The following is a 19,044-nucleotide window of genomic DNA, read 5'->3' on the forward strand; positions in this document are numbered from 1 at the left end:
TTAATTTCCGTAGTGCTAGCAAACATTTATATTTATGTCAGATACTTAATTTAATGAGGAGGAATGAAATGTGAAACTCATTTATGAGTGGAATCAACAAGTTATAGATATTAGCGAAGTCGAGGTAATGAATGATATCGAGTTCTCTATAAAAGTTCTCTCCCCATCGCACTTTGATGATATGAATAACATTCAGAAAATCTTCGAATCAAATGATGTCATCACGGATGTGTTAATTTACACTTACACCAACCACAAATATCGGATCATCGTCCGCAAAGAATACTATAGTGATTTCATTCTTCAACTTATGAAGAACCAACTTCTGAAGAAAGTTGAATGGAAAGAGGAACTTCCTTAACAAGGAGTTCCTCTAATGTATTGTTATTCGATTATTCGCCCAGTCATTGAGTGAATCATAATGGATACTGGATCTCCGTCTTTTTCATAAGTGAGGACATGAACAAACGGAATACCATTTCTAGTTGGTAGATAACAAGAAATCTCATTTATCGGTATACTTGTTTTAAGAGAAGTGTTAGATGTTGAGACTATTCGCTTTGCATCTTCAACAGAAACAGCAGGGTACATTGGCTTCCCTAGACGCTTCTCTTCTAAGCCCGCATGAAGGGTGCCAGCTATATCGGACAACTCCTGAGCTGTCCAAATCTACAACTAATTGATTCCCACATACTGCGTTCTTAAATAGTTGTCTTTGCAAGACAATGTTTGTAGAAGATGTGCGTTTATCGACTTTGTTAATCTTCAAATCACTCTCAACATGTTTCAAACCGTACAATCGCTTGATCTTCTCAAGATATCTGTAGGTAATCCATTCCGGAGAATGTGCGGATCGTTTAGTTAAATTGATTCAATGAATGGAGTAAACTTTTCTATGTTTGCACAAGGCATCTAATCCTTAATAAATTTAGACGAATCACTACAGTTGATGGAAATCTCATATTCATTTCTATTTAGAGTTCCTCGAAATACTTTTGCTTACTTACTCGATTACAAATCAAGTATATAACGAAATAAATCGGCAGTGAGTAAAAGAGATTCCAATGCAAAATTTTATAAAATCCTAACCAAAGAAAAATCGGTTCTCCCACAAATGAGCTAACTATAGAAAATATGGCTGCTTTCAAATACTTCGAGGTGTTTGGCTTAATTTGAAGTAAAAACATAATAAACACTGGCAGTAAGCTAAAATCCCAAGGAGCATAACTAGGAATAGTCGGGATTGCAAGACCTGTATAATACCAAAGACCAATGTTTACCCCTATAAAATCCATCCAAGAGGTGATAGTGATGGCAATAAATCCCACTAATAATAGCCTTCCGCGACTTTTCTTTTTATGATAATGAGACCATACAATCCAAGGGATGATCGCAAACATCCAAGACAACCAAAAATCCCATTGAAATAGTGTGTTTTCAGTCCAATACCAATAATAATTAGTACTGTTTTCTGAATTTATTCGGAAGAACTCGCCAATTTCTTTAATCTTTTCTGGATCTTGGACAGTGCGCATCACTTCACATTCCTTTCTTGTAGGATTGAATTGAGAATTAATTTCCCGAAATTTGGTAAAGTTATTCCACCTAGCCAGAAAGCTGTTTAGTTACTTTTATGTATAGTCGAATTTTTTCCGTTACTCGTATGCTTTATATTTAAGTCGATATGGACATTTCGAATCTCATTTTCATTTAATAACGTCCCCTCCACCTGAGAGATGGACTTCCACTCTTGATAATGGTAACGGAATAATTCATGCTCAAGATTATAGATATCCGTATTCCTTTTTAGACCTTCCATGAATGACTTTCGAATTTCTTTTTCGATGCGCTCTGTTGACTTCTGGGTTAATTGTTGAATCCCCAGTAAGTTATTATTGGTTCGGCTGACAACATATCCTGTTGCATTCATATCAATATTAAATTGAGGTCGATCATCTATCTTGACCATTTTTACTTTTGTTTTGGGATTATCGACAACGATTTGAACCGCTGGCTCCGTCTTGTCCGGAACTGAAACACCAGCTCTCACAGTACCCGATTGTATCCAACGGAGTCCCGTCAATCCCTCTAGTGGAATAAAGCTTTTGTACACTTCATTTTTCAGGAATATCGCCCCATCGATCATCAGTTTTGGTTCTTTATTCTGTTGTACGGTCCAGTTTTTCTTGTTTACAGCTAAGGTCGGAATACATGAAGTAAAGCCATTCTCATTCATCTGACCGATTAATTTATGAAGCTTGATGGGCTTAATATAGGAGGTTTGGGAGTAATTCCCTGTCGGTTCATGAAGAATTGTACTAAGTGGAGATTGTCCAAAAAAACCACCTGTGCTGAGGATATCCTTTACTGATCCTCGCGTCCCATACACCCAAGGGGTCAATCTAAATTCATAATATCGAACAAAGCTATCGTAAATATTACGAATACCTTGTTTAAATGCCGCTTCGCTAATCACAATAGCTGTCACATGACCCCAATAAATTCTTTCCTGCGCAGATCGATACAGATCAAATAGAGATTCTTCGAAAGAATCACCAATTCCCTCACCCACCCAAATTTTTGCCGGCGACCTCTGTGTATCGTTTGTTTTAGCAACGGTCTGAAAATCATTGAATTGGATATAGCCATGATATTTCCCATCCTTGTAATCCACACCTATGGTAGATGCGTAATTTAACTTATCGATATCCTTGACATCCGTGGCGCAGCCCGTATCCACAAATAATCCAAACATCACAATTAGCGTGAACAGCCGTTTATGATTCAACACTTTCACCTTTTCCGTTTATCTAGCATTTTTGAAGAAACTCGTGATCTCCTGAACGGATCAACAACAAACGCAGCTAACCAGTCCTTCATTCGTAAAGAGGATATTGGTTCGAGATACGACAATCCAAATGACTCAAGTCGGCAGAGATAGATCAAAAGCAATAACATGCTCAGAATAAAGCCGTAAATGCCAAGGTAGGAAGAAATTATAAATATAAATAACCTGACCACACTTACAGTGCCGGCCAAAGATTGATTCACCAGACTAAACGCTGCTACTGTGGAAAGTGCTATAACTACAAGCAATGTCGGAGATGCAAGGCCAGCCCTAATGAGGGAATCTCCAATAATTAGTCCTCCTACAATGCCGATCGTTTGTCCAACAGCCTTAGGTAGTCGAACGCCTGCCTCTCGAAGCAATTCAAATTGAAACATCAGAAGTAACGCTTCAAGAAACGAAGGAAGTGGAACCCCTTCACGAGAAAGTACTACCGTTGATAGGAGCGCAAATGGGATCTGGTCTAAATTTACGCTCGCAATTGCGATCCAAAAGCCTGGCAAAAAAATACTAAGCATCAACCCTAATATTCTGAGTATGCGTTGAAATATTACATAATGATAAGGAAAATGAACATCTTCAGGTGTCTTTAACAATTCAAGAAAGTTAGCCGGTCCGATAAGTACCATAGGTGACCCGTCAACCACAATGGCGAATCTTCCTCTCAGCAGCGTTTCAACAACGAAATCTGGTCGACCAATGTAATCGATTAAGGGAAACAATGAAAAGGTTCGGTCGGATAACCATTGTTCCAACTGTCCGCTGCTAACGATGCTTTCTGTTTGAAATGTTTCCAATCGTTTACGCACTTCTACTATCATCGTAGGATTCGCTTTATGACTCAGATATAGCAAGGATACTTGCGTTTTACTTAAACTTCCAATGACGAACTTTTCACAAAATAACAATGCCGTTTGCATTCGTTTCCGAATAAGAGATATATTCGTAAACAGGTCTTCCGTGAAAGCATCTTTAGCACCTTTGATTGAGATTTCTGTGTTAGATTCCTGTATGGCTCGTTGGGGCACTTTAGAAATATCTACCGCCCAAAAGTGAGTATCACCTTCCCGATAAAGAATCAAACAGCCGCTAAACAGATTTACAACCATGTCTCTGAAGGACCAATTCAAATCAAATAGAGGCATTTCTTCCGAATAATTCGGAACATCCACTACATGGAGCGATACCTGATTTATATACTGACATGCCCTAGTGAAATAAGCATTTAATTCGGATTTATCAATCATGCCTTCACAGAAGAAAGCCGTCAATTGATTGGATACTTCTAATTGCGGAATTGCTGGGAATACGATGTCTGAATACGATGTAAATACTTCTTGTAGTTGCTCTATCAACAAACTTCCGCTCTTTAAACAGGCATCCTGGTCTACAAACAACATCGTTTCTTCAGGTGATGGATTCATTGCCTTTCTCCTTTCGTTGCGAAACATAAGTTATCGTAAAGAGAACCGCTGTTATAGCAACTCCATACCCGAGCGAGTAGGTGTAAAAATAGTTATGGACGAGCCCTTGCATCCTGATGTCGCTTACCTTAAATAGAGATGGAAGCGACAAGATGAAAGCACTGAGTAGCATAACGATTTCTCGATATTTGCGAGATTGGACACCTGCCAGTTCAGATATGAGATGGATCACCAGGGCAGTTCTTACAATACTGCCTGCCATTAATTGAAATACTGCTAAAAAATCCACATGAGAGATTTGTCTGCCAAGCATTACCAATCTCCATTGTTCAAACGCAGGAAAACGCAAGTTTGCAGCTTGGTAAGGACCAAAGGCTGCTAATGATCCCAATGTAGGTCCCATAATAAGCCCGATTAATAACGTTAATACTATGAAAATGACGCCATAATTCAGTGGTTTCGTCATTTTATGCTGAATTAATAGCAAAATCATCAAATCAATGCTTCCACCAAAAACGACTACACCTCCAGATAGTTGAGAGACTAATCCTTCTTTTAGGAGGGGATGTAACATGCCATAATCTTTACTGCTCTTGGTCATCAGAGATACTCCGATACCTAACATCCATACAATAGGTAGTAACATGGTTGACATATAAATAATTGTTTTGAGGCCCGCTTTCGCTGCCATGTAAGCCAAAAAAATAAAACTTAAAATGACAACGAAATTAGGCGTTCTTGGAAGAAAGTAAATGCTGACGTTTAAGGTCGTATCAAATACGATCATAATCCCGGCAGCTATTAAATATAAAGCAATACTGGCACTTACGATCGACAGTCCCAACTTACCTACCCGGCCTTTCAGCCAAAGATGCAACGATAGCTTACCCATTGATTTCAATATAAGATACAGGATCAAGCTCCATCCAATCAAAGCTAAGTAAGCGAGCAAAATACTAAACCAAGCATCTCGTTTCGCTGCTTGGAGAAGATGAGGAATCGTCAACACATGATTCGATATGCCAAGCGATAAGAGCAACATAAATACAATTTGCAGTCTAGAGAAGGAACCCTCCACTGCTGTCCCCCCAGAGTAAAAAAGTTTTAAGTAATTGGTATATTTTCCTTATTTAGATAAATTATTCATGAAATGAACTTAGTAATCTCACAACTTTGCTTAAATAAAAAAACGACACAAAACTGCTTATATAACAACAGGTTTTGTGTCGTCGACTACGTTGACGTTTTATTTGGCGCTTTCAGCAATTTACCTCACTGCCTTAGCTTAGTATTCCTTCAGCAAACTCAGTGTTATCTCAGAAATGAATAAAATTTATTCGAAAATATCTGTTACTGCACCTTTAGACGCAGAGGAGACAAGTCTTGCATACTTGGCGAGTACGCCGGTGTTTACCTTAAGTGAAGGCTGTACCCACGCTTGCGCCCGAGCAGCCAGTTCCTCTTCTGTCACGTTAAACATCATCTGCTGCGTTTCGCTATCGATAGTGATGATGTCCCCGTTCCTGAGCAGTGCGATCGGTCCACCTACCTGTGCTTCAGGTGATACATGGCCGACAACGAAGCCATGCGAGCCGCCCGAGAACCTGCCATCGGTCATAAGGGCCACTTCCCCGCCAAGACCCTTACCTACAATTAGCGCGGTAACAGACAGCATCTCTGGCATACCTGGCCCGCCTTTTGGGCCGCAATAGCGGATAACCACTACATCCCCTTTATGGATTTCATTTCTCAAAATAGCTTCCGTTGCCTCATCCTCGCTGTCATACACCTTTGCCGGACCGACAAACCGCAGCTTCTTCATTCCTGACATTTTGGCAACAGCACCTTCAGGGGCTAGGTTGCCTCTAAGCACAACCAAGGGTCCATTCGGCTTCAGCGGCATGTTAATCGGGCGAATAATCTCCTGATCTTTCTGCAACGGAGCTGCTTCGGCTAGATTCTCCGCCAGGGTCTTACCTGTAACCGTCATGCAATCACCGTGAAGAAGTCCCTCCGCGAGCAATAACTTCATGACGCCAGGAACGCCGCCAATATCGTTCAAATCCTGCATGACATATTGGCCGCTTGGTTTCAGATCTGCTAGATGAGGCACACGCAGGCGGATCCGCTCAAAATCGTCCAGTGTTAAATTGACGCCTACCGAATGCGCAATGGCGGGCAAATGCAGGAACGCATTGGTTGAACCGCCCAAAGCCATAACGACGGTAATCGCATTCTCAAACGCTTTTTTCGTCATAATGTCTTTCGGATAGATCCCCTGTTCCAGTAGCGAGATAACCTGTTTGCCGGCCGTGGCACATTCTGCCGCTTTATCAGGCGAGATAGCCGGCGTAGAGGAGGATCCGGGCAGGCACATGCCCATTGCCTCTGCAGCTGCAGCCATTGTATTTGCCGTGTACATGCCGCCGCAAGCCCCCGGACCCGGGCAGACGCTGCACTCCACCTTATGAAGCTGTTCATCCGTCATTCTTCCATCATGATATTGCCCGACAGCTTCGAAAGCTGTAACGATATCGACGTCTTTACCGTCGAGCTTGCCCGGTTGAATCGTCCCTCCATATACGTAAACGGAAGGAATATTCAGCCGTCCTATCGCCATTAGACAGGCAGGCGTATTTTTGTCGCACCCACCGATCGCCACAACACCGTCAAAGCGCTCGGCTCCTGCAACAATTTCAATCGAATCCGCGATGGTTTCCCGGCTTGGCAGTGAGAACAGCATGCCTTCATGCCCCATCGATATGCCGTCTGAGACTGTAATCGTATTAAAGATCAGCGGTGAACCGCCATTGTTATGTACCCCTCGCTTGGCTTGAACGGCCAATTCATTGATGTGCATATTGCACGGTGTAACCTCACTCCACGTGCTGGCTACGCCAATCATCGGCTTTTTGAAATCCTCATCTTTAAAACCAACAGCGCGCAGCATCGCTCTGTTCGGTACCCGGTTGGCCCCCTCGCTGATGACTTTACTGCGAATACGAAGATCTTGTCCGTTTTCCAATGTTACTCGCCCCTCTCTGTTTATAGTAGTCCGTGCAGTTCCTGCATCGGACGGATAAAATTTTGCTTCATCATAGCCTGAGCGTGTTTACTATCGTTGTTCTCAAAAGCTGCAATTATCGTTGTATGCTCATCAACTGAAGCTTGCGTCGCAGTGATCGGCTGCTTTAGGAATACATATTTGAAACGGCGGATATGAATCTGAAGCGACGAGCTGAATGAAGCGATATAAGGATTGTCCGAAAGTTCGATAATCAGGTTATGGAACTGTTCGTCCGCCTCCATGGCTTGGTAAGCTTGACCGCTCTTAATGGAGCTTTCAAATTCCAGATTAATCGCCCGCAGTTGCTCGATTTGCTTGGGCACAATAATTATTGCGGACACTTCAGCTGCTAAAGCTTGAAGAGCCGCCATCGTTGAATACATCTTGAAGATGTCGTCCTTCACTATATCCGTTACTTTTGTTTCCTTTCCAGGGTGCATGGAGACGAGCCCTTGTACTTCAAGCAACTGAAAGGCTTCCCGAATAGGGGTGCGGCTTACGCCAAGCGACTCCGCCAATTCTGCGTCGATCAGTTTCTCCCCGGGTTGCAGTGTACCATCAATAATCCATCGCTGTATTTGAGAGAAGGCTCTTTCTTTTGCAGACATTCGTGCAGGTGAGACAAAATTTTTAGGGACCGGTATAATTATCAACCTCACTTTTCATTCTCTAATATGCAATATATCGCATACATATATTTAAATCAAGATTTTTAAGTTAAGACTTTCCGAATTGATTTTTCAATCAGTGCTGATTTTGTTTTGCAATAACCTGAAATATTCTTTTCCAGATAGATTAAAAGATTCACAAATCGAAATTTCGTTCCTATTCCATTTTTCTAAAATTAGATTTTTACATTCATCTGTTTTACTTAATCCACTCATTACATCAATACCATTGTGATAAACGGGTTTATTATATATAAAATCTGATTCTAGAATTATGTAAATATACTTTCTCTTAAATTCTTCAAAAGAATATGATAAATTCTTTTCTTCAGATCCATTGTATATTGTCTTAATTCTTTCCAGCCTCTTTTTATTCTCTTTGATTTCGTTTTCTTTTTCGACCTTCCATTCCTTCATATAATCTGTAATACCTATTTCTTTAAATAGTTCTTCTCTTTCTTCATCAAATTTAAATATATTTTCAATATTGCGTTTTTCTTCTGCAAAGAAAAACTCACATATATTTTCATAATCATTACGTAATTTACCTCAAATGTTAATTTTTATATTAGCTTTAATATCCAATTCAAACATGTAGATTATCCTCCTGGAATTCTATTTCAAAATTTTCACTGAATGGAATACAACGAAGCTTAATACCCTTAATTTATTTCGTTTTACGCTGAGTCTATCATTGAAAATATCTCTATTCTCTTGCTCTCTCTCCCACTATTAATAACACAATATATTTCCTCATTTATCCACCTCTTCTAATTTAACGCAGTACGATGGCAAATGTTACGTTAATCTCCGTTAACGTAATAAAGGCTGCTTCGCGGCAGCCTTTCACTATAGTTCTCATTTTGCGGAATGCCCCATATCATTGAGCCATCTTTTATGTTTAACCATAAATTTAGTGGTTTTCTTCAGAGCCCATTGCAATTGCTTTGGTTTCATGAACCGTACCATACGGATGCTGAGGTGGTGCATAGATAACGTAAATTTTAAGTGGTTTATTACCTGTATTAGTTACATTGTGCCATTTACCAGCAGGTATCATAATTGCATAATCATCAAAGGCCATTTCTTGGAAATCCAAATTATCTTTACTATCACCCATTTGAACAAGGCCCTGACCTTCTTCAATACGTATGAATTGATCCGTTGTGGGATGAACTTCTAAACCAATGTCATCTCCAACATGAATACTCATTAGGGTCACTTGATAGTGTTTCCCTGTCCATAAAGCCGTTCGGTAATTATCGTTTTGCTTAGCAACTTGGTCAATATTCACTACATATGGACTTGGTCCATAATCTGTCAATTTAATGTTTTCATAACGATTCCAGTTAGTATTGTTCCGATTGTAATAATGAAGATACGAATTATAGTTCCATCTTAGGTTGTTCCAGTGGCAATATATAGGATTATGCCATTGATAGTGATAGTACGAATTACTGTACATATTCATGTTCCTCCAATGATTTAATTGTTTACCTATTATCCTATGCGCTTGCCTAATTAAAGGATTGGAAATTAGGCAAAAGCCTACCCGGATTCATCTTGTTTTCTTACAATTATTTTTTTGACGTTCCGACTGAGATAGGGGCTGGATGTGATCACTCGCTTCTCATAGTGACCCGAAGTGTCAGTATGGTTAGCCAGAGGAAGTTCTGGAAGCGGCCATTGCATTTAAGGCGTTCTCAACATAGCTAGATACTTCATCTGCAATTCCCAGAAACTCTTCAACAATTACATGACTATCCAAGTAACAAGCATACAGATATTCAACTAAAGCGGAGTCAATCACAGAATAGTGTAATATGGCATTCTTCATCTTAATGATGTCATCTTGCCATACCCCTGTATCTTCTAAAACCAAAGAGTATAATGCACGAATTAATCTCTTAGAGTAACCTTTCATATATCTAGTTTTCAGTGTGCTATCACTTGTATTAGAAAGTAAACTATGTATACGATCCACTTCCTCCTTGGTCTCTGTATTTAAGTCTAAAATGAACTCTGGAGAAATAATTAAGGGTGGTACTTTTTCACCAACGTCATGACCATATACGCAAACACAAATTATCTTAACCCAAAAGCCCCACTCATTGGGTTTACTTAATACATCGTCAATCGAGCAAATTATCGTATCAATCTTAGTTATTACTGGATATTCTTCCAAAAGCCTATCTTTAATATTTGACAATCTTTCGAAATCAATATTTTTGGGATTTACACATACAATAGTAAAGTCTGCATCTGACTTAAAAGGTTTAGCAGTTCCTTTTGGAATCGAGCCACACATATAAATGCTATGAATCTTACCTTTAAATTCAGCAAGTATATTATCTATATACTTATCAACAAAATCCTTATATTCACTTTGTATTACAATTCTATTGATAACTTTTTCTAATATCATATAGACTCCTCCTAAATTAAGAACTTCTTTCGGCTAAAGTTCTGATATTCAAGACGTCCTTCCACCTTAAGCCCAACGGGCGGCCGTGACGCGGTTAGGTGGAAGGATGTGTCCGCCTGAATCGGCTTATCCTGCCTAATCAAGCAAGGGACAGCTGCCTGTCACGGCGACCTGTCCCTTGCTTTTGCACGATCATCTCTCGTTAGCGGAATCTCCGTTGTGCTATTGGTACTAGTTCGGATCATATGATATTCCGTTCATCCCATTTAAAAGTAAAAGCTCATTAATCCATATATTGCTCGTCTGGCTCATGTAAAGCTGCAGCCAAGATTTTCTCTGCGACCAATTCAGGAGTATCTGTTGGAGAAGAAGATCTTTGTCGCTGTTGCTCGCGGGCACCAAGAGCGTTTTTACCAAAATCCGTTGCGGTTGAGCGCGGATAGACGGTAATTACACGGATTTGATCTGAGGCTAATTCATCTCGAGCTGTATCTGAAATCATGTTCAAAGCAGCTTTGGTTGCAGCATAGGCGCCCAATCCAGCAATATGCATCTTGGATACCACCGAACTTATATTGATAATTAGCCCTCCCCCTTGCCCTCGCATGACGGGGACAGCAGCTTGAATAGCTGCTAACGGTCCTAGAACATTAAGATCAAGGATCTTGCGGAAGTCATCAGGATTTAAGTCAGCAACCTTGCCAACTACAGCTTGTCCTACGTTATTGATAACCACATCTAGGCGGCCAAAGCGGCGAACCGTTTCCTCAATGACTCGTTCTACTTGTCTAAGATCACTCACGTCAGCCGGTATAGCGACAGCCTCAATACCTTGGCTATGCAATTCCTTGGCGAGATGATTGAGTGCATCGGCAGATCGAGCTGCCAGTGCTAATTTAGCACCGGCAGTGGCAAAGCGACGTACTGTGGCTAAGCCGATACCAGCGGATGCACCAGTTATGAGAACGACCTTGTCACGAATTTCCATAATAAATGTTCCTTCCTTGGAGGAGATTAGCCAAACCGGTTATGTGAAGAAGCGGTCTAGCAGTCCTGAAAAATTAGATTAATGAATGAAATAAGCCAGCTTCTGTTCTGCTTTTTTTCATCTCTAATGTTACAGTTGGAAGACTTGATAAGGAAGTTCAAATAAGTTAGCATGGTATCAACTATTGGTTTATGCAACAGGGGGTTCTTGGAATGAATGAACAATTAAACACTTTTATTCAGGTTGTAAAGTCCGGTAGCTTTTCAAAGGCGGCTGAGGAATTATTTATTTCTCCAACCGCTGTGATGAAGCAAATGAATCTATTGGAAAAACATATAGGTATGCCTCTTTTAATCCGTAGTAACCACGGAATTGAACTCACCAAAGCTGGAAAATCCTTTAGCAAGGATGCGGCATTTATGCTGCAGTATTTTCAAGAATCCCTGCTACGCATGCGTCAATCCGCACAGGCAAATCAGCTTGTAATTCGCGTGGGAACCTCTATGCTTAATCCCTGCAAGGTTTTGCTGGATATGTGGAATAAAGTCAGCGAGCAATTTCCGCAGTTCAAAATCAATATCGTGCATTTTGAGGATGATTCACATACACTCCCAACCACTTATCGTACTATTGGTAAACACTATGATTTCATAGTAGGGCCAACCATTACAGAGAACTGGAAGGAATATTTCCAAGTTCTTGAGTTGGGAAGTTATCGCTTTTGCTTTGCCTTATCTCGCAACCATCGGTTGGCTTCTAAGAAAACGCTGTCTGTCAAAGATTTGTATGGAGAGCAATTGGCTGTAGTAAACGGTGGAGGAAGTGCTGTTATTGATGAAATTCGTAATTATTTGAGAACAAACCACCCTAAAATCCGAATTAAAGATATTCCGCGCCTTTACGATATTGATGTATTCAATCGATGTGAGGAAAGCGGTGTTATCTTACTAACATTAGATGTATGGGCAGATATTCATCCGTCCTTAGTGACAATACCCAGCGACTTGGACTTCACAATCCCCTATGGTTTGCTATATCCCTTACATCCTTCCGAAGATGTCAATCAGTTTCTAAAGATCATTAAGGAAATGCAATCTCAGGATAGTTAAGTGGTAGATTAAGAAGAGAATACGATCATCCATTACCTTATTTTCCAGTAATAACTTATGAGGCTGTCACTCGTTTTTGCGGTGACAGCCTCATTTTGTAGTTATTAATGTAACGTTCCTCAGTTTGCGGAATATCTCTTCATTCAGTAATTCTGTTAATCCGTTAGGATATAGTATTTATCTCCTGATAATATTTCTTCGTTTAATACCCATTTAGCTGGCTTAAAACACTTGTAGTTTTACACTTGCTCTCCCTGCTGCATAGCTTTCAAATTTTCATAAAATGCAGCGGTAGCAGCAGCGGTATATGTAAGAACAGGCAGCGTAAACAAGGCTATAATGAGACCACTCCAATAAGGGTCATTCATTTGAACATATGGAAGTGCTGCAATAGTGATAAACCCTGCTATAATCCCGAGTAAGTACCAGCCAATAAAGCTTAATTGAAGCTTGAAAAAGTTCCATTTATGCCCTTTCATCATTTCCGAGCTGCGTTTAATGGCTTGATGTGGTTTTATGTCTGGTTCATCATTCAATATGTAGAAGGTCATGGCATACCTTAGGCCAGCAATTATACCAGGAATGATGAGTAAGAGAGTCCAGAGCAGAATGAAGAGTAGGAATAAGAGATATGTCAGCGTTGAAGGAATCAATTGATTGAATCCATAAAGAAGATCCGAGATCTCTGCACGTTCATTACGATGCAGCCTTAGGAAATAATGCACCGAGCTTAGCATGAGTGCTCCACTAAATAGGAATAGGGCAATATCTACAATCCAGTGCGTATTCGGCCCCAACAATGTACCGAGTAACGTGGTAACAGCCATTACAAACAGTGCCGAAGGCCAGTTCTCTCTCAGACTCCTCCTTGCCATTTCTTTAAAGGTTGATGAATCCTTGTCATAATAATTATCATGGTTCACAATCATGTTGATGCTCGCCCTCGCTTCATTAGTTATAATTCACTCACTAACCATAATAAGGAATAAAACATACTCCGTAAAGTATCACATACATTAGTCATTCAAAACAGCTGCCAATTCACATTGGCAGCTGAGATCTCAAAATTTTAAAAAGACAAAGGAACCTCCACCATATCTTGAATACTCCCGTCGTTTGCGCTGCGTGTGTACACCATCAATATACCTGATAGTGTAGTCGGCGTTTGATCAAACTGGAGTTGCACATCGAAAACGCCAAACGCTGGAGCGCCTTGTGCCGCTGTTCCCGCCCGTTCTTTCGCAATAACACGCCCCATTGCATCACGAATTTGATAATTAATCGTCGCTTCGAAAGCTCTGGCGCTACCCATCAATCGCTGCTCGGGAGCAATCTTCGTACCAGGTAGTGGCTCAAATACTACGATATTCGTTGATGACGGTAACGGGATAACTAGTCGGAAACCAGGATAAATGATATCCAGAGATAAACTTTGGCGGTTACGATTGGCTCGAATAATGTCGCTCATTGGAGTTCCTAAGCGGCGGGAAATGCTGTACAGCGTGTCTCCCGGCTCGACTTCATACACAAAAGAAGCAATAAATAGCAACTGTGCGACTCGGAGAATGTCCGGCTGTTGTATTTGGTTCAGTCCAGATAACATATCAACGCTTACTGAGAAACGTTCGGCGATCCTATATAAGGTGTCTCCCGGCTGAACTTGATATACGACAGAACTTTGCTCCGCCATACCTGGCAATCTCGCTAACAATACTTGCCCTGGAGAAATTCGGTTGGGATCTGCAACAGGAGGATATAACGCGTTAATTTGGATTAGCGATGGTATGTTGGTGCCCAATTGTTCGGCAATCGAATACAAGGTGTCACCTTGGCGAACGGTATACAGCAAGTGGGTCCCTGATGAAATCGGCATAGAAGCAACTCCTCTTAAAATAGGTTAATACCCATCTTATGCCGAGTTCATCTGTAAACGTGAAGGATTCAAATTTTTTTAATCTCTTCCGTGGGTATGGGATTCGCTTTTGTTTATGTAATGCCGCCAATCAATTCAACAGCCAAATCATGTCCGATATTATGACGGATATCCCCGAACGCTTCGGGCTTAATATGCGCTGCAGAGTATTCTTTGAATCGGTTCTGACCTTTGTTGTAATGGATATGAATTTCATTGTCGACATTGGCTCCACCGATCTTGATCGTGAAGATATGAAACCCACCACCTTCTATTCTTTCTTGCGCAGTATGTCCAGTTTCCCTGTAGGAAATAGTAGCGCGGCCATTTTTGTAAAGCTTGCTGATCTCGGCCCCATTAAGGTCTGCTTTGTTCTCCACTAGTACCTGTAAAAACGTCTTTAAATTCGGCAAAGTATCGTTAGCGTGCGAATTAAGAGTTGATTTCTGATCGGCAGCGGACATTCCGTACTCCGACGCTTCCGTTAAATATCCGATAAGAACGCCCCCGTTCACACTACGAGTACGCATATATCCCACATCTTCCAATGAAATCCCTGGAAAACCCAGCATCGTAGCGACATTAGCCGGGGATTCCCAGGCCAACAAACCGAATAGAAGGTTTGCCCTTGCCACCGAATCCAGACAAGGAACCATCTTGCCTACATGAGCGGCCACTGCAAGCTGCCGCGTCGGTTCGCCAATCATTAATCGGGCTACGTCAGCGGGAATTGTCGCCAATAGGGGGGCTCCTAAATTCTTGATAAGCGTTTCGACGTCGTCAGGTTGCTTGCCTCTCGCGATTCTCGCCAGATGAGCTACCCCTCCCATTTTTGTTCCGTAATCGGCGAATTCTTTCCCTTTCAACCCTTGCAGCAGAGTTTCAAAAGAATCATACCCCATCTCCGAACAACAGACATCAACGCCGGTCCACCCGTGAACCTTCTTGAAATTTTGCAGCTCCGTCGCCATCGATTGCTCCATGTACATACCGGATTCTCCAAGGATATCATAAATCCTCCATACCTCTTCCTGCGTAAAACCGAACCCGAGCAAATTGTCTTCGTGTTCTTCGTTCCCTCTCTCCTCCTTGAAATCCTGAAACTCCTCGAGTTGTTTGACTGCTGCGGTAAATGCCGTATTCATATCCTTAAAAGATTTGACCGTATCCCGTTCCGTCCAGCCTATTACGATGCTTCTGGCCTGTTCGAAATTGTCCTCGGTGAGCCCTTTGATTTTCTTGCTCTTCAGTTCATCATAGTCTGCCGGTACTTCTTTTTCTGTTTTCTCAGATTCGTTAATCTCAAGTTTCCGCTGAATAGTCGTACTCTGCCCCATGTAGGAGATAACCGACTGATTTTGTTGATGTTTTGTTGTCAAAGCGCGTTGAAGCAAGCCACCTACGGCCCGGTTGCCGACTGTACGCTGTAGATGCATAATGCCACCGGCAGAAAAGAGGGGTTTTGAAGCAACTGTTCCCCTGCCTAAATAGCCTGAATATGTTGCTGGTTGATGATGTTGGTTGCCTACTTGGGTTTTGGCTGCATAGGCATGACTATGTAATTTCATAGGGCGACTGACTCCGTTCCATAGCTTTCGCAATTGCTCCAATAGCGATCATCTTGTTTCTCCCATTATATGATAAAAAGGACTAAATTTCAGGAATTAATTTACAGTCTCTCTAACATAGCTATGCAAAGTGATAGAATGAAACAGTATAAATTCAAATTTCAACTATCTTGTTATTAACTAATGCACAATCGGTACATAATCTTGACTTTCGCTCATGACTAGAATTTGTTCCGATAAAATAAAAATCCGCAGTTTCTGCGGATGATTATCGATATATATTCTTGACACCGACAGCATAGACGTGAACCGTTTAACCGTGGTTCCCCCGTCTCAAATTAATTCTTTCTATAATACGGCAATCTTCCGAGAGGCACTTCGATGTTTACCTTTTGCGGGCCCGATACAATTAAACCATCATCCCCAACCCAAGTACCTGCAGGAAGTACAACGTCTCTAGCTCTCGCACCTTTGACAACTACAGGAGCGACTAGCAAAGTACTCCCCAACATAAACTGATCTGTTATCGTTTCCAAACCTTCTTCTGGAAATTCGTAAGCCATATGACGTAAAATGGGTTCTCCAGTAACAGCTGACTCTTTCGCGAGTTTAAGAATTTCTTCCCCAAAGGCAGCATGTAACTGAGCAGCCTCAACACAATAACGAAGATGCTTCTCATCTAGAATTCGCCACGGCGCTGCTGAGAACTGCATCATGGGGAATAACGCCGAGCATTGTGCTGAACGTACAATAAGCTCTGGATCCAACTTCTCTGAGGAGAGGAAACTCATAAATTCCCCTCCCCCAATCATGTCTGGGCATGAATATGCATATCCAAGAAGACCTTGTGCAAGGCCATCGGGAATTAAACAATCAAGTCCATTGCCAGTCCACTCATGCTGCTTGTCCTTCAATCTTTGAACCAATGGCTGTCCTGCCAGCTTCCAGCAGGCTCGGTATTCATTTAATGGATACTTGAGTCCTACTTTGGCCCAAGCCTCACTTTGACCATTTGGCGTTGTCTTCACAAAACTTAAATCATCACCTTCATAGAACTCCAGGTCGCCAGCATCTAACTTAAAGCCATCAATCCCAAACTCGTCTTGAAGTACATCAAGTTGACCATGAATCCATTCGACAGCTGTCGGATTGGTACAATCTAGAACTGCGCTATATCCATTCCACCATTTGCGAATAGTCGTCTTGCCATGTTGATCCCTCAATAGAATGCCTGTCGATTCCAGTTTACGAAATGTAATCGAGTCTGGGCTGACAAACGGACATACCCATACCATTACCTTAAAGCCAAGTGCATGGAGTTCATCTACCATACTTTTTGGATCAGGGAATCTTCCAGTATGAAATGTCCATGTTCCGTATGGCTCGTGCCAATTATCATCAATCATTATGACACCAGGCGGCATACCGCATGCCAATACATCTTTCGCATATTGCAGTACTTTTTCTTGCGTCGGTTCATATAACAACTCAATCCACAAATTATACTGAGGGGCTGTAAATAGTAATTCCTCTGGTATTATTGGAACTGGCGGAAAGAAAGTACGAGAGGCATGCTTGTAAGCGCCTTGTAAGTTTCCATGTCCTTCCCCTACGGTTATTCGCGAAGCTCCACGAAGAATAGCTAATCGCTCCTGATTTATCTCAAATGCAAATGGCTCTTCACTCCAAATGTAACGACCTTTATTGGAAATTAGTAGTGGAGCCGCTTGGTTTGCACCACTTGCTTTTGCTAAGTCAGCACTAAACTGTGATCTGCCGAACGGCATGCTTGTTCCATCTGATACCCGTCCGCCCCACCAATATTCGCCTGGCAATAGATCAAGTACTATCTCATAATTGGCCATATAACAATCACTCCTTCTTTACAAATGATTGTACATTCAAGAGAATATAGGGACAATCTTAAAGTATTGATTTATAATATAACAAAATTGACTTTAATGAGGTTCAACTATGCTAAAACAATCGTCTTATGGATTTCGAAATGATGATACATCGATTCTCACCTTAGATTCGATTGGATGGCAGACAATTAACAGCTCTTCATACTCATTTTCAGGAGAAGATCGTCCGGATTGCGGACATGTCATTTTTCAATACACGCTTAGCGGGCAAGGTTATTTTGAGTATGAGCAGCAGATCTATCCTATGCCGAGAGGCACTGGATTTCTTGCCAAAGTACCTAGTAATCATAAATACTTTTATCAAACTAGCAAAGAACCGTGGGAAGTTATTTGGTTGAATTTACGTGGGGATGAAGCCATTCGAATTTGGGATATGATCATCGACCAAGAAGGCTCAGTTCTAAGAAGAGACATACAATCACCCCTTATACAGGAATTCTGGAAATTGCTTAACTTAGTAGCGGAAGAAAAGGTAACTGATAAGTATCAGCTATCTCTAAGTGTTTATGAATGGCTGCTTTCCCTTATCCAGACAAGTGGCGAGATTACAAAAGAAATTAGCGCAAATTCGAGCAGTTTGATTCAAAAAGCTAAGAGATTTATGAGAGAGCACTGCGCTGAACCCATCACCCTAGACATGATTGCTGCTCACTGTGAGCTTAATAAATATTACTTTTGCAGGCTTTTTCAACGTTCCGAGCAAAGCACACCTCTTAAATATCTACGCGATCGACGAATGGAAGCAGCGATTTCCTTTCTTCGAACTACAGAATTATCCGTTAATGAGATCGGTAAGGTTTGTGGTTTTGAAAGTCCAAGTTACTTCGGTAAAATTTTTCGGCAATATATGAATATGACACCTAAAGAATATAGAATGAAGAAGTTAGAATTTCCTTACGATGCCATTTATTACGAATGACCTGCTTATAAATGTTACTGGTGCGACAACTTGATTAGCAATCGCCCCATAGGGGTATATGCGAGTACACAAAATAATGAAAGGTTCATTGTCGAATCCCAGCGAGATAAATTAATACCGCTTCCATTTCATGATTTGAAAATATTTGAACAATACTCGAAAATTACAAAAAATATAGTTAGAATTCTTAA

At 41.2% G+C, this 19,044-nt stretch carries 17 protein-coding genes; 3 read left to right on the forward strand and 14 right to left on the reverse strand.

All coding sequences use genetic code 11. From position 1 onward, the window contains the following. The first annotated feature begins 70 nt into the window (after positions 1-70). Complete coding sequence (locus tag A8708_RS27140; RefSeq protein WP_068668861.1) at positions 71-361, forward strand: hypothetical protein; 291 nt, start codon at positions 71-73, stop codon at positions 359-361. Between the two features lie 613 nt (positions 362-974). Here the strand turns inward: A8708_RS27140 and A8708_RS27145 are convergent. The 10 genes from A8708_RS27145 to A8708_RS27190 form a co-directional block, all read right to left on the reverse strand. Next, the gene (locus A8708_RS27145; protein ID WP_068668863.1) at positions 975-1,535 is read right to left on the reverse strand and encodes a CBO0543 family protein; all 561 of its coding nucleotides are present in this window, start codon (positions 1,533-1,535) and stop codon (positions 975-977) included. An 86-nt stretch (positions 1,536-1,621) separates the two neighbouring features. After that, positions 1,622-2,755, reverse strand: a complete 1,134-nt coding sequence (locus A8708_RS27150) for a Ger(x)C family spore germination protein (protein ID WP_239696871.1) — start codon at positions 2,753-2,755, stop codon at positions 1,622-1,624. Between the two features lie 38 nt (positions 2,756-2,793). After that, entirely contained in the window at positions 2,794-4,272 is a 1,479-nt protein-coding gene (locus tag A8708_RS27155; RefSeq protein ID WP_157265067.1) for a spore germination protein, read from the reverse strand. Next, positions 4,256-5,314 carry a GerAB/ArcD/ProY family transporter gene (locus A8708_RS27160; protein WP_068669121.1) on the reverse strand — a complete coding sequence of 353 codons (1,059 nt, stop codon included), beginning with the start codon at positions 5,312-5,314 and terminating at the stop codon, positions 4,256-4,258. Before A8708_RS27160 ends, A8708_RS27155 begins: the two co-directional genes overlap by 17 nt. A 291-nt stretch (positions 5,315-5,605) precedes the next feature. Beyond that, on the reverse strand, positions 5,606-7,297 hold the full coding sequence (gene ilvD / locus A8708_RS27165; protein WP_068668867.1) for a dihydroxy-acid dehydratase: 1,692 nt from the start codon (positions 7,295-7,297) through the stop codon (positions 5,606-5,608). Positions 7,298-7,317: 20 nt separating this feature from the next. Continuing rightward, positions 7,318-7,983: a GntR family transcriptional regulator gene (locus A8708_RS27170; protein ID WP_068669123.1), complete on the reverse strand. Its 666-nt coding sequence runs from the start codon at positions 7,981-7,983 to the stop codon at positions 7,318-7,320. Between the two features lie 96 nt (positions 7,984-8,079). Beyond that, complete coding sequence (locus A8708_RS27175; protein WP_068668869.1) at positions 8,080-8,424, reverse strand: hypothetical protein; 345 nt, start codon at positions 8,422-8,424, stop codon at positions 8,080-8,082. A gap of 496 nt (positions 8,425-8,920) precedes the next feature. After that, complete coding sequence (locus A8708_RS27180) at positions 8,921-9,472, reverse strand: cupin domain-containing protein (protein ID WP_068668871.1); 552 nt, start codon at positions 9,470-9,472, stop codon at positions 8,921-8,923. 192 nt (positions 9,473-9,664) lie between these two features. Beyond that, positions 9,665-10,432, reverse strand: a complete 768-nt coding sequence (locus A8708_RS27185) for a nucleotidyltransferase domain-containing protein (protein ID WP_068668873.1) — start codon at positions 10,430-10,432, stop codon at positions 9,665-9,667. Positions 10,433-10,715: 283 nt separating this feature from the next. Continuing rightward, positions 10,716-11,420, reverse strand: a complete 705-nt coding sequence (locus tag A8708_RS27190) for an SDR family NAD(P)-dependent oxidoreductase (RefSeq protein WP_068668875.1) — start codon at positions 11,418-11,420, stop codon at positions 10,716-10,718. A 212-nt stretch (positions 11,421-11,632) separates the two neighbouring features. Here A8708_RS27190 and A8708_RS27195 point away from each other — a divergent pair, with 212 nt between their 5' ends. Next, a complete protein-coding gene (locus tag A8708_RS27195) occupies positions 11,633-12,529 on the forward strand; it encodes a LysR family transcriptional regulator (protein WP_068668877.1) in 897 nt (298 codons plus the stop codon). A 239-nt stretch (positions 12,530-12,768) separates the two neighbouring features. Here A8708_RS27195 and A8708_RS27200 read toward each other — a convergent pair whose 3' ends face one another. The 4 genes from A8708_RS27200 to A8708_RS27215 form a co-directional block, all read right to left on the reverse strand. After that, on the reverse strand, positions 12,769-13,458 hold the full coding sequence (locus tag A8708_RS27200; protein ID WP_068668879.1) for a DUF975 family protein: 690 nt from the start codon (positions 13,456-13,458) through the stop codon (positions 12,769-12,771). 140 nt (positions 13,459-13,598) lie between these two features. Continuing rightward, complete coding sequence (locus A8708_RS27205; RefSeq protein WP_068668881.1) at positions 13,599-14,402, reverse strand: LysM peptidoglycan-binding domain-containing protein; 804 nt, start codon at positions 14,400-14,402, stop codon at positions 13,599-13,601. 113 nt (positions 14,403-14,515) lie between these two features. Then, positions 14,516-16,009, reverse strand: coding sequence for a hypothetical protein (locus A8708_RS27210; RefSeq protein WP_068668883.1), 1,494 nt, complete (start codon positions 16,007-16,009; stop codon positions 14,516-14,518). Between the two features lie 338 nt (positions 16,010-16,347). Further along, entirely contained in the window at positions 16,348-17,874 is a 1,527-nt protein-coding gene (locus A8708_RS27215; protein WP_068668885.1) for a glycoside hydrolase family 31 protein, read from the reverse strand. Between the two features lie 109 nt (positions 17,875-17,983). Here A8708_RS27215 and A8708_RS27220 point away from each other — a divergent pair, with 109 nt between their 5' ends. Then, positions 17,984-18,853, forward strand: coding sequence for an AraC family transcriptional regulator (locus A8708_RS27220; protein WP_068668887.1), 870 nt, complete (start codon positions 17,984-17,986; stop codon positions 18,851-18,853). The last annotated feature ends 191 nt before the right edge of the window (positions 18,854-19,044 follow it).

Origin of the sequence: Paenibacillus oryzisoli (assembly GCF_001653565.1) — a bacterium.
In the GTDB taxonomy this organism is placed as follows: domain Bacteria; phylum Bacillota; class Bacilli; order Paenibacillales; family NBRC-103111; genus Paenibacillus_E; species Paenibacillus_E oryzisoli.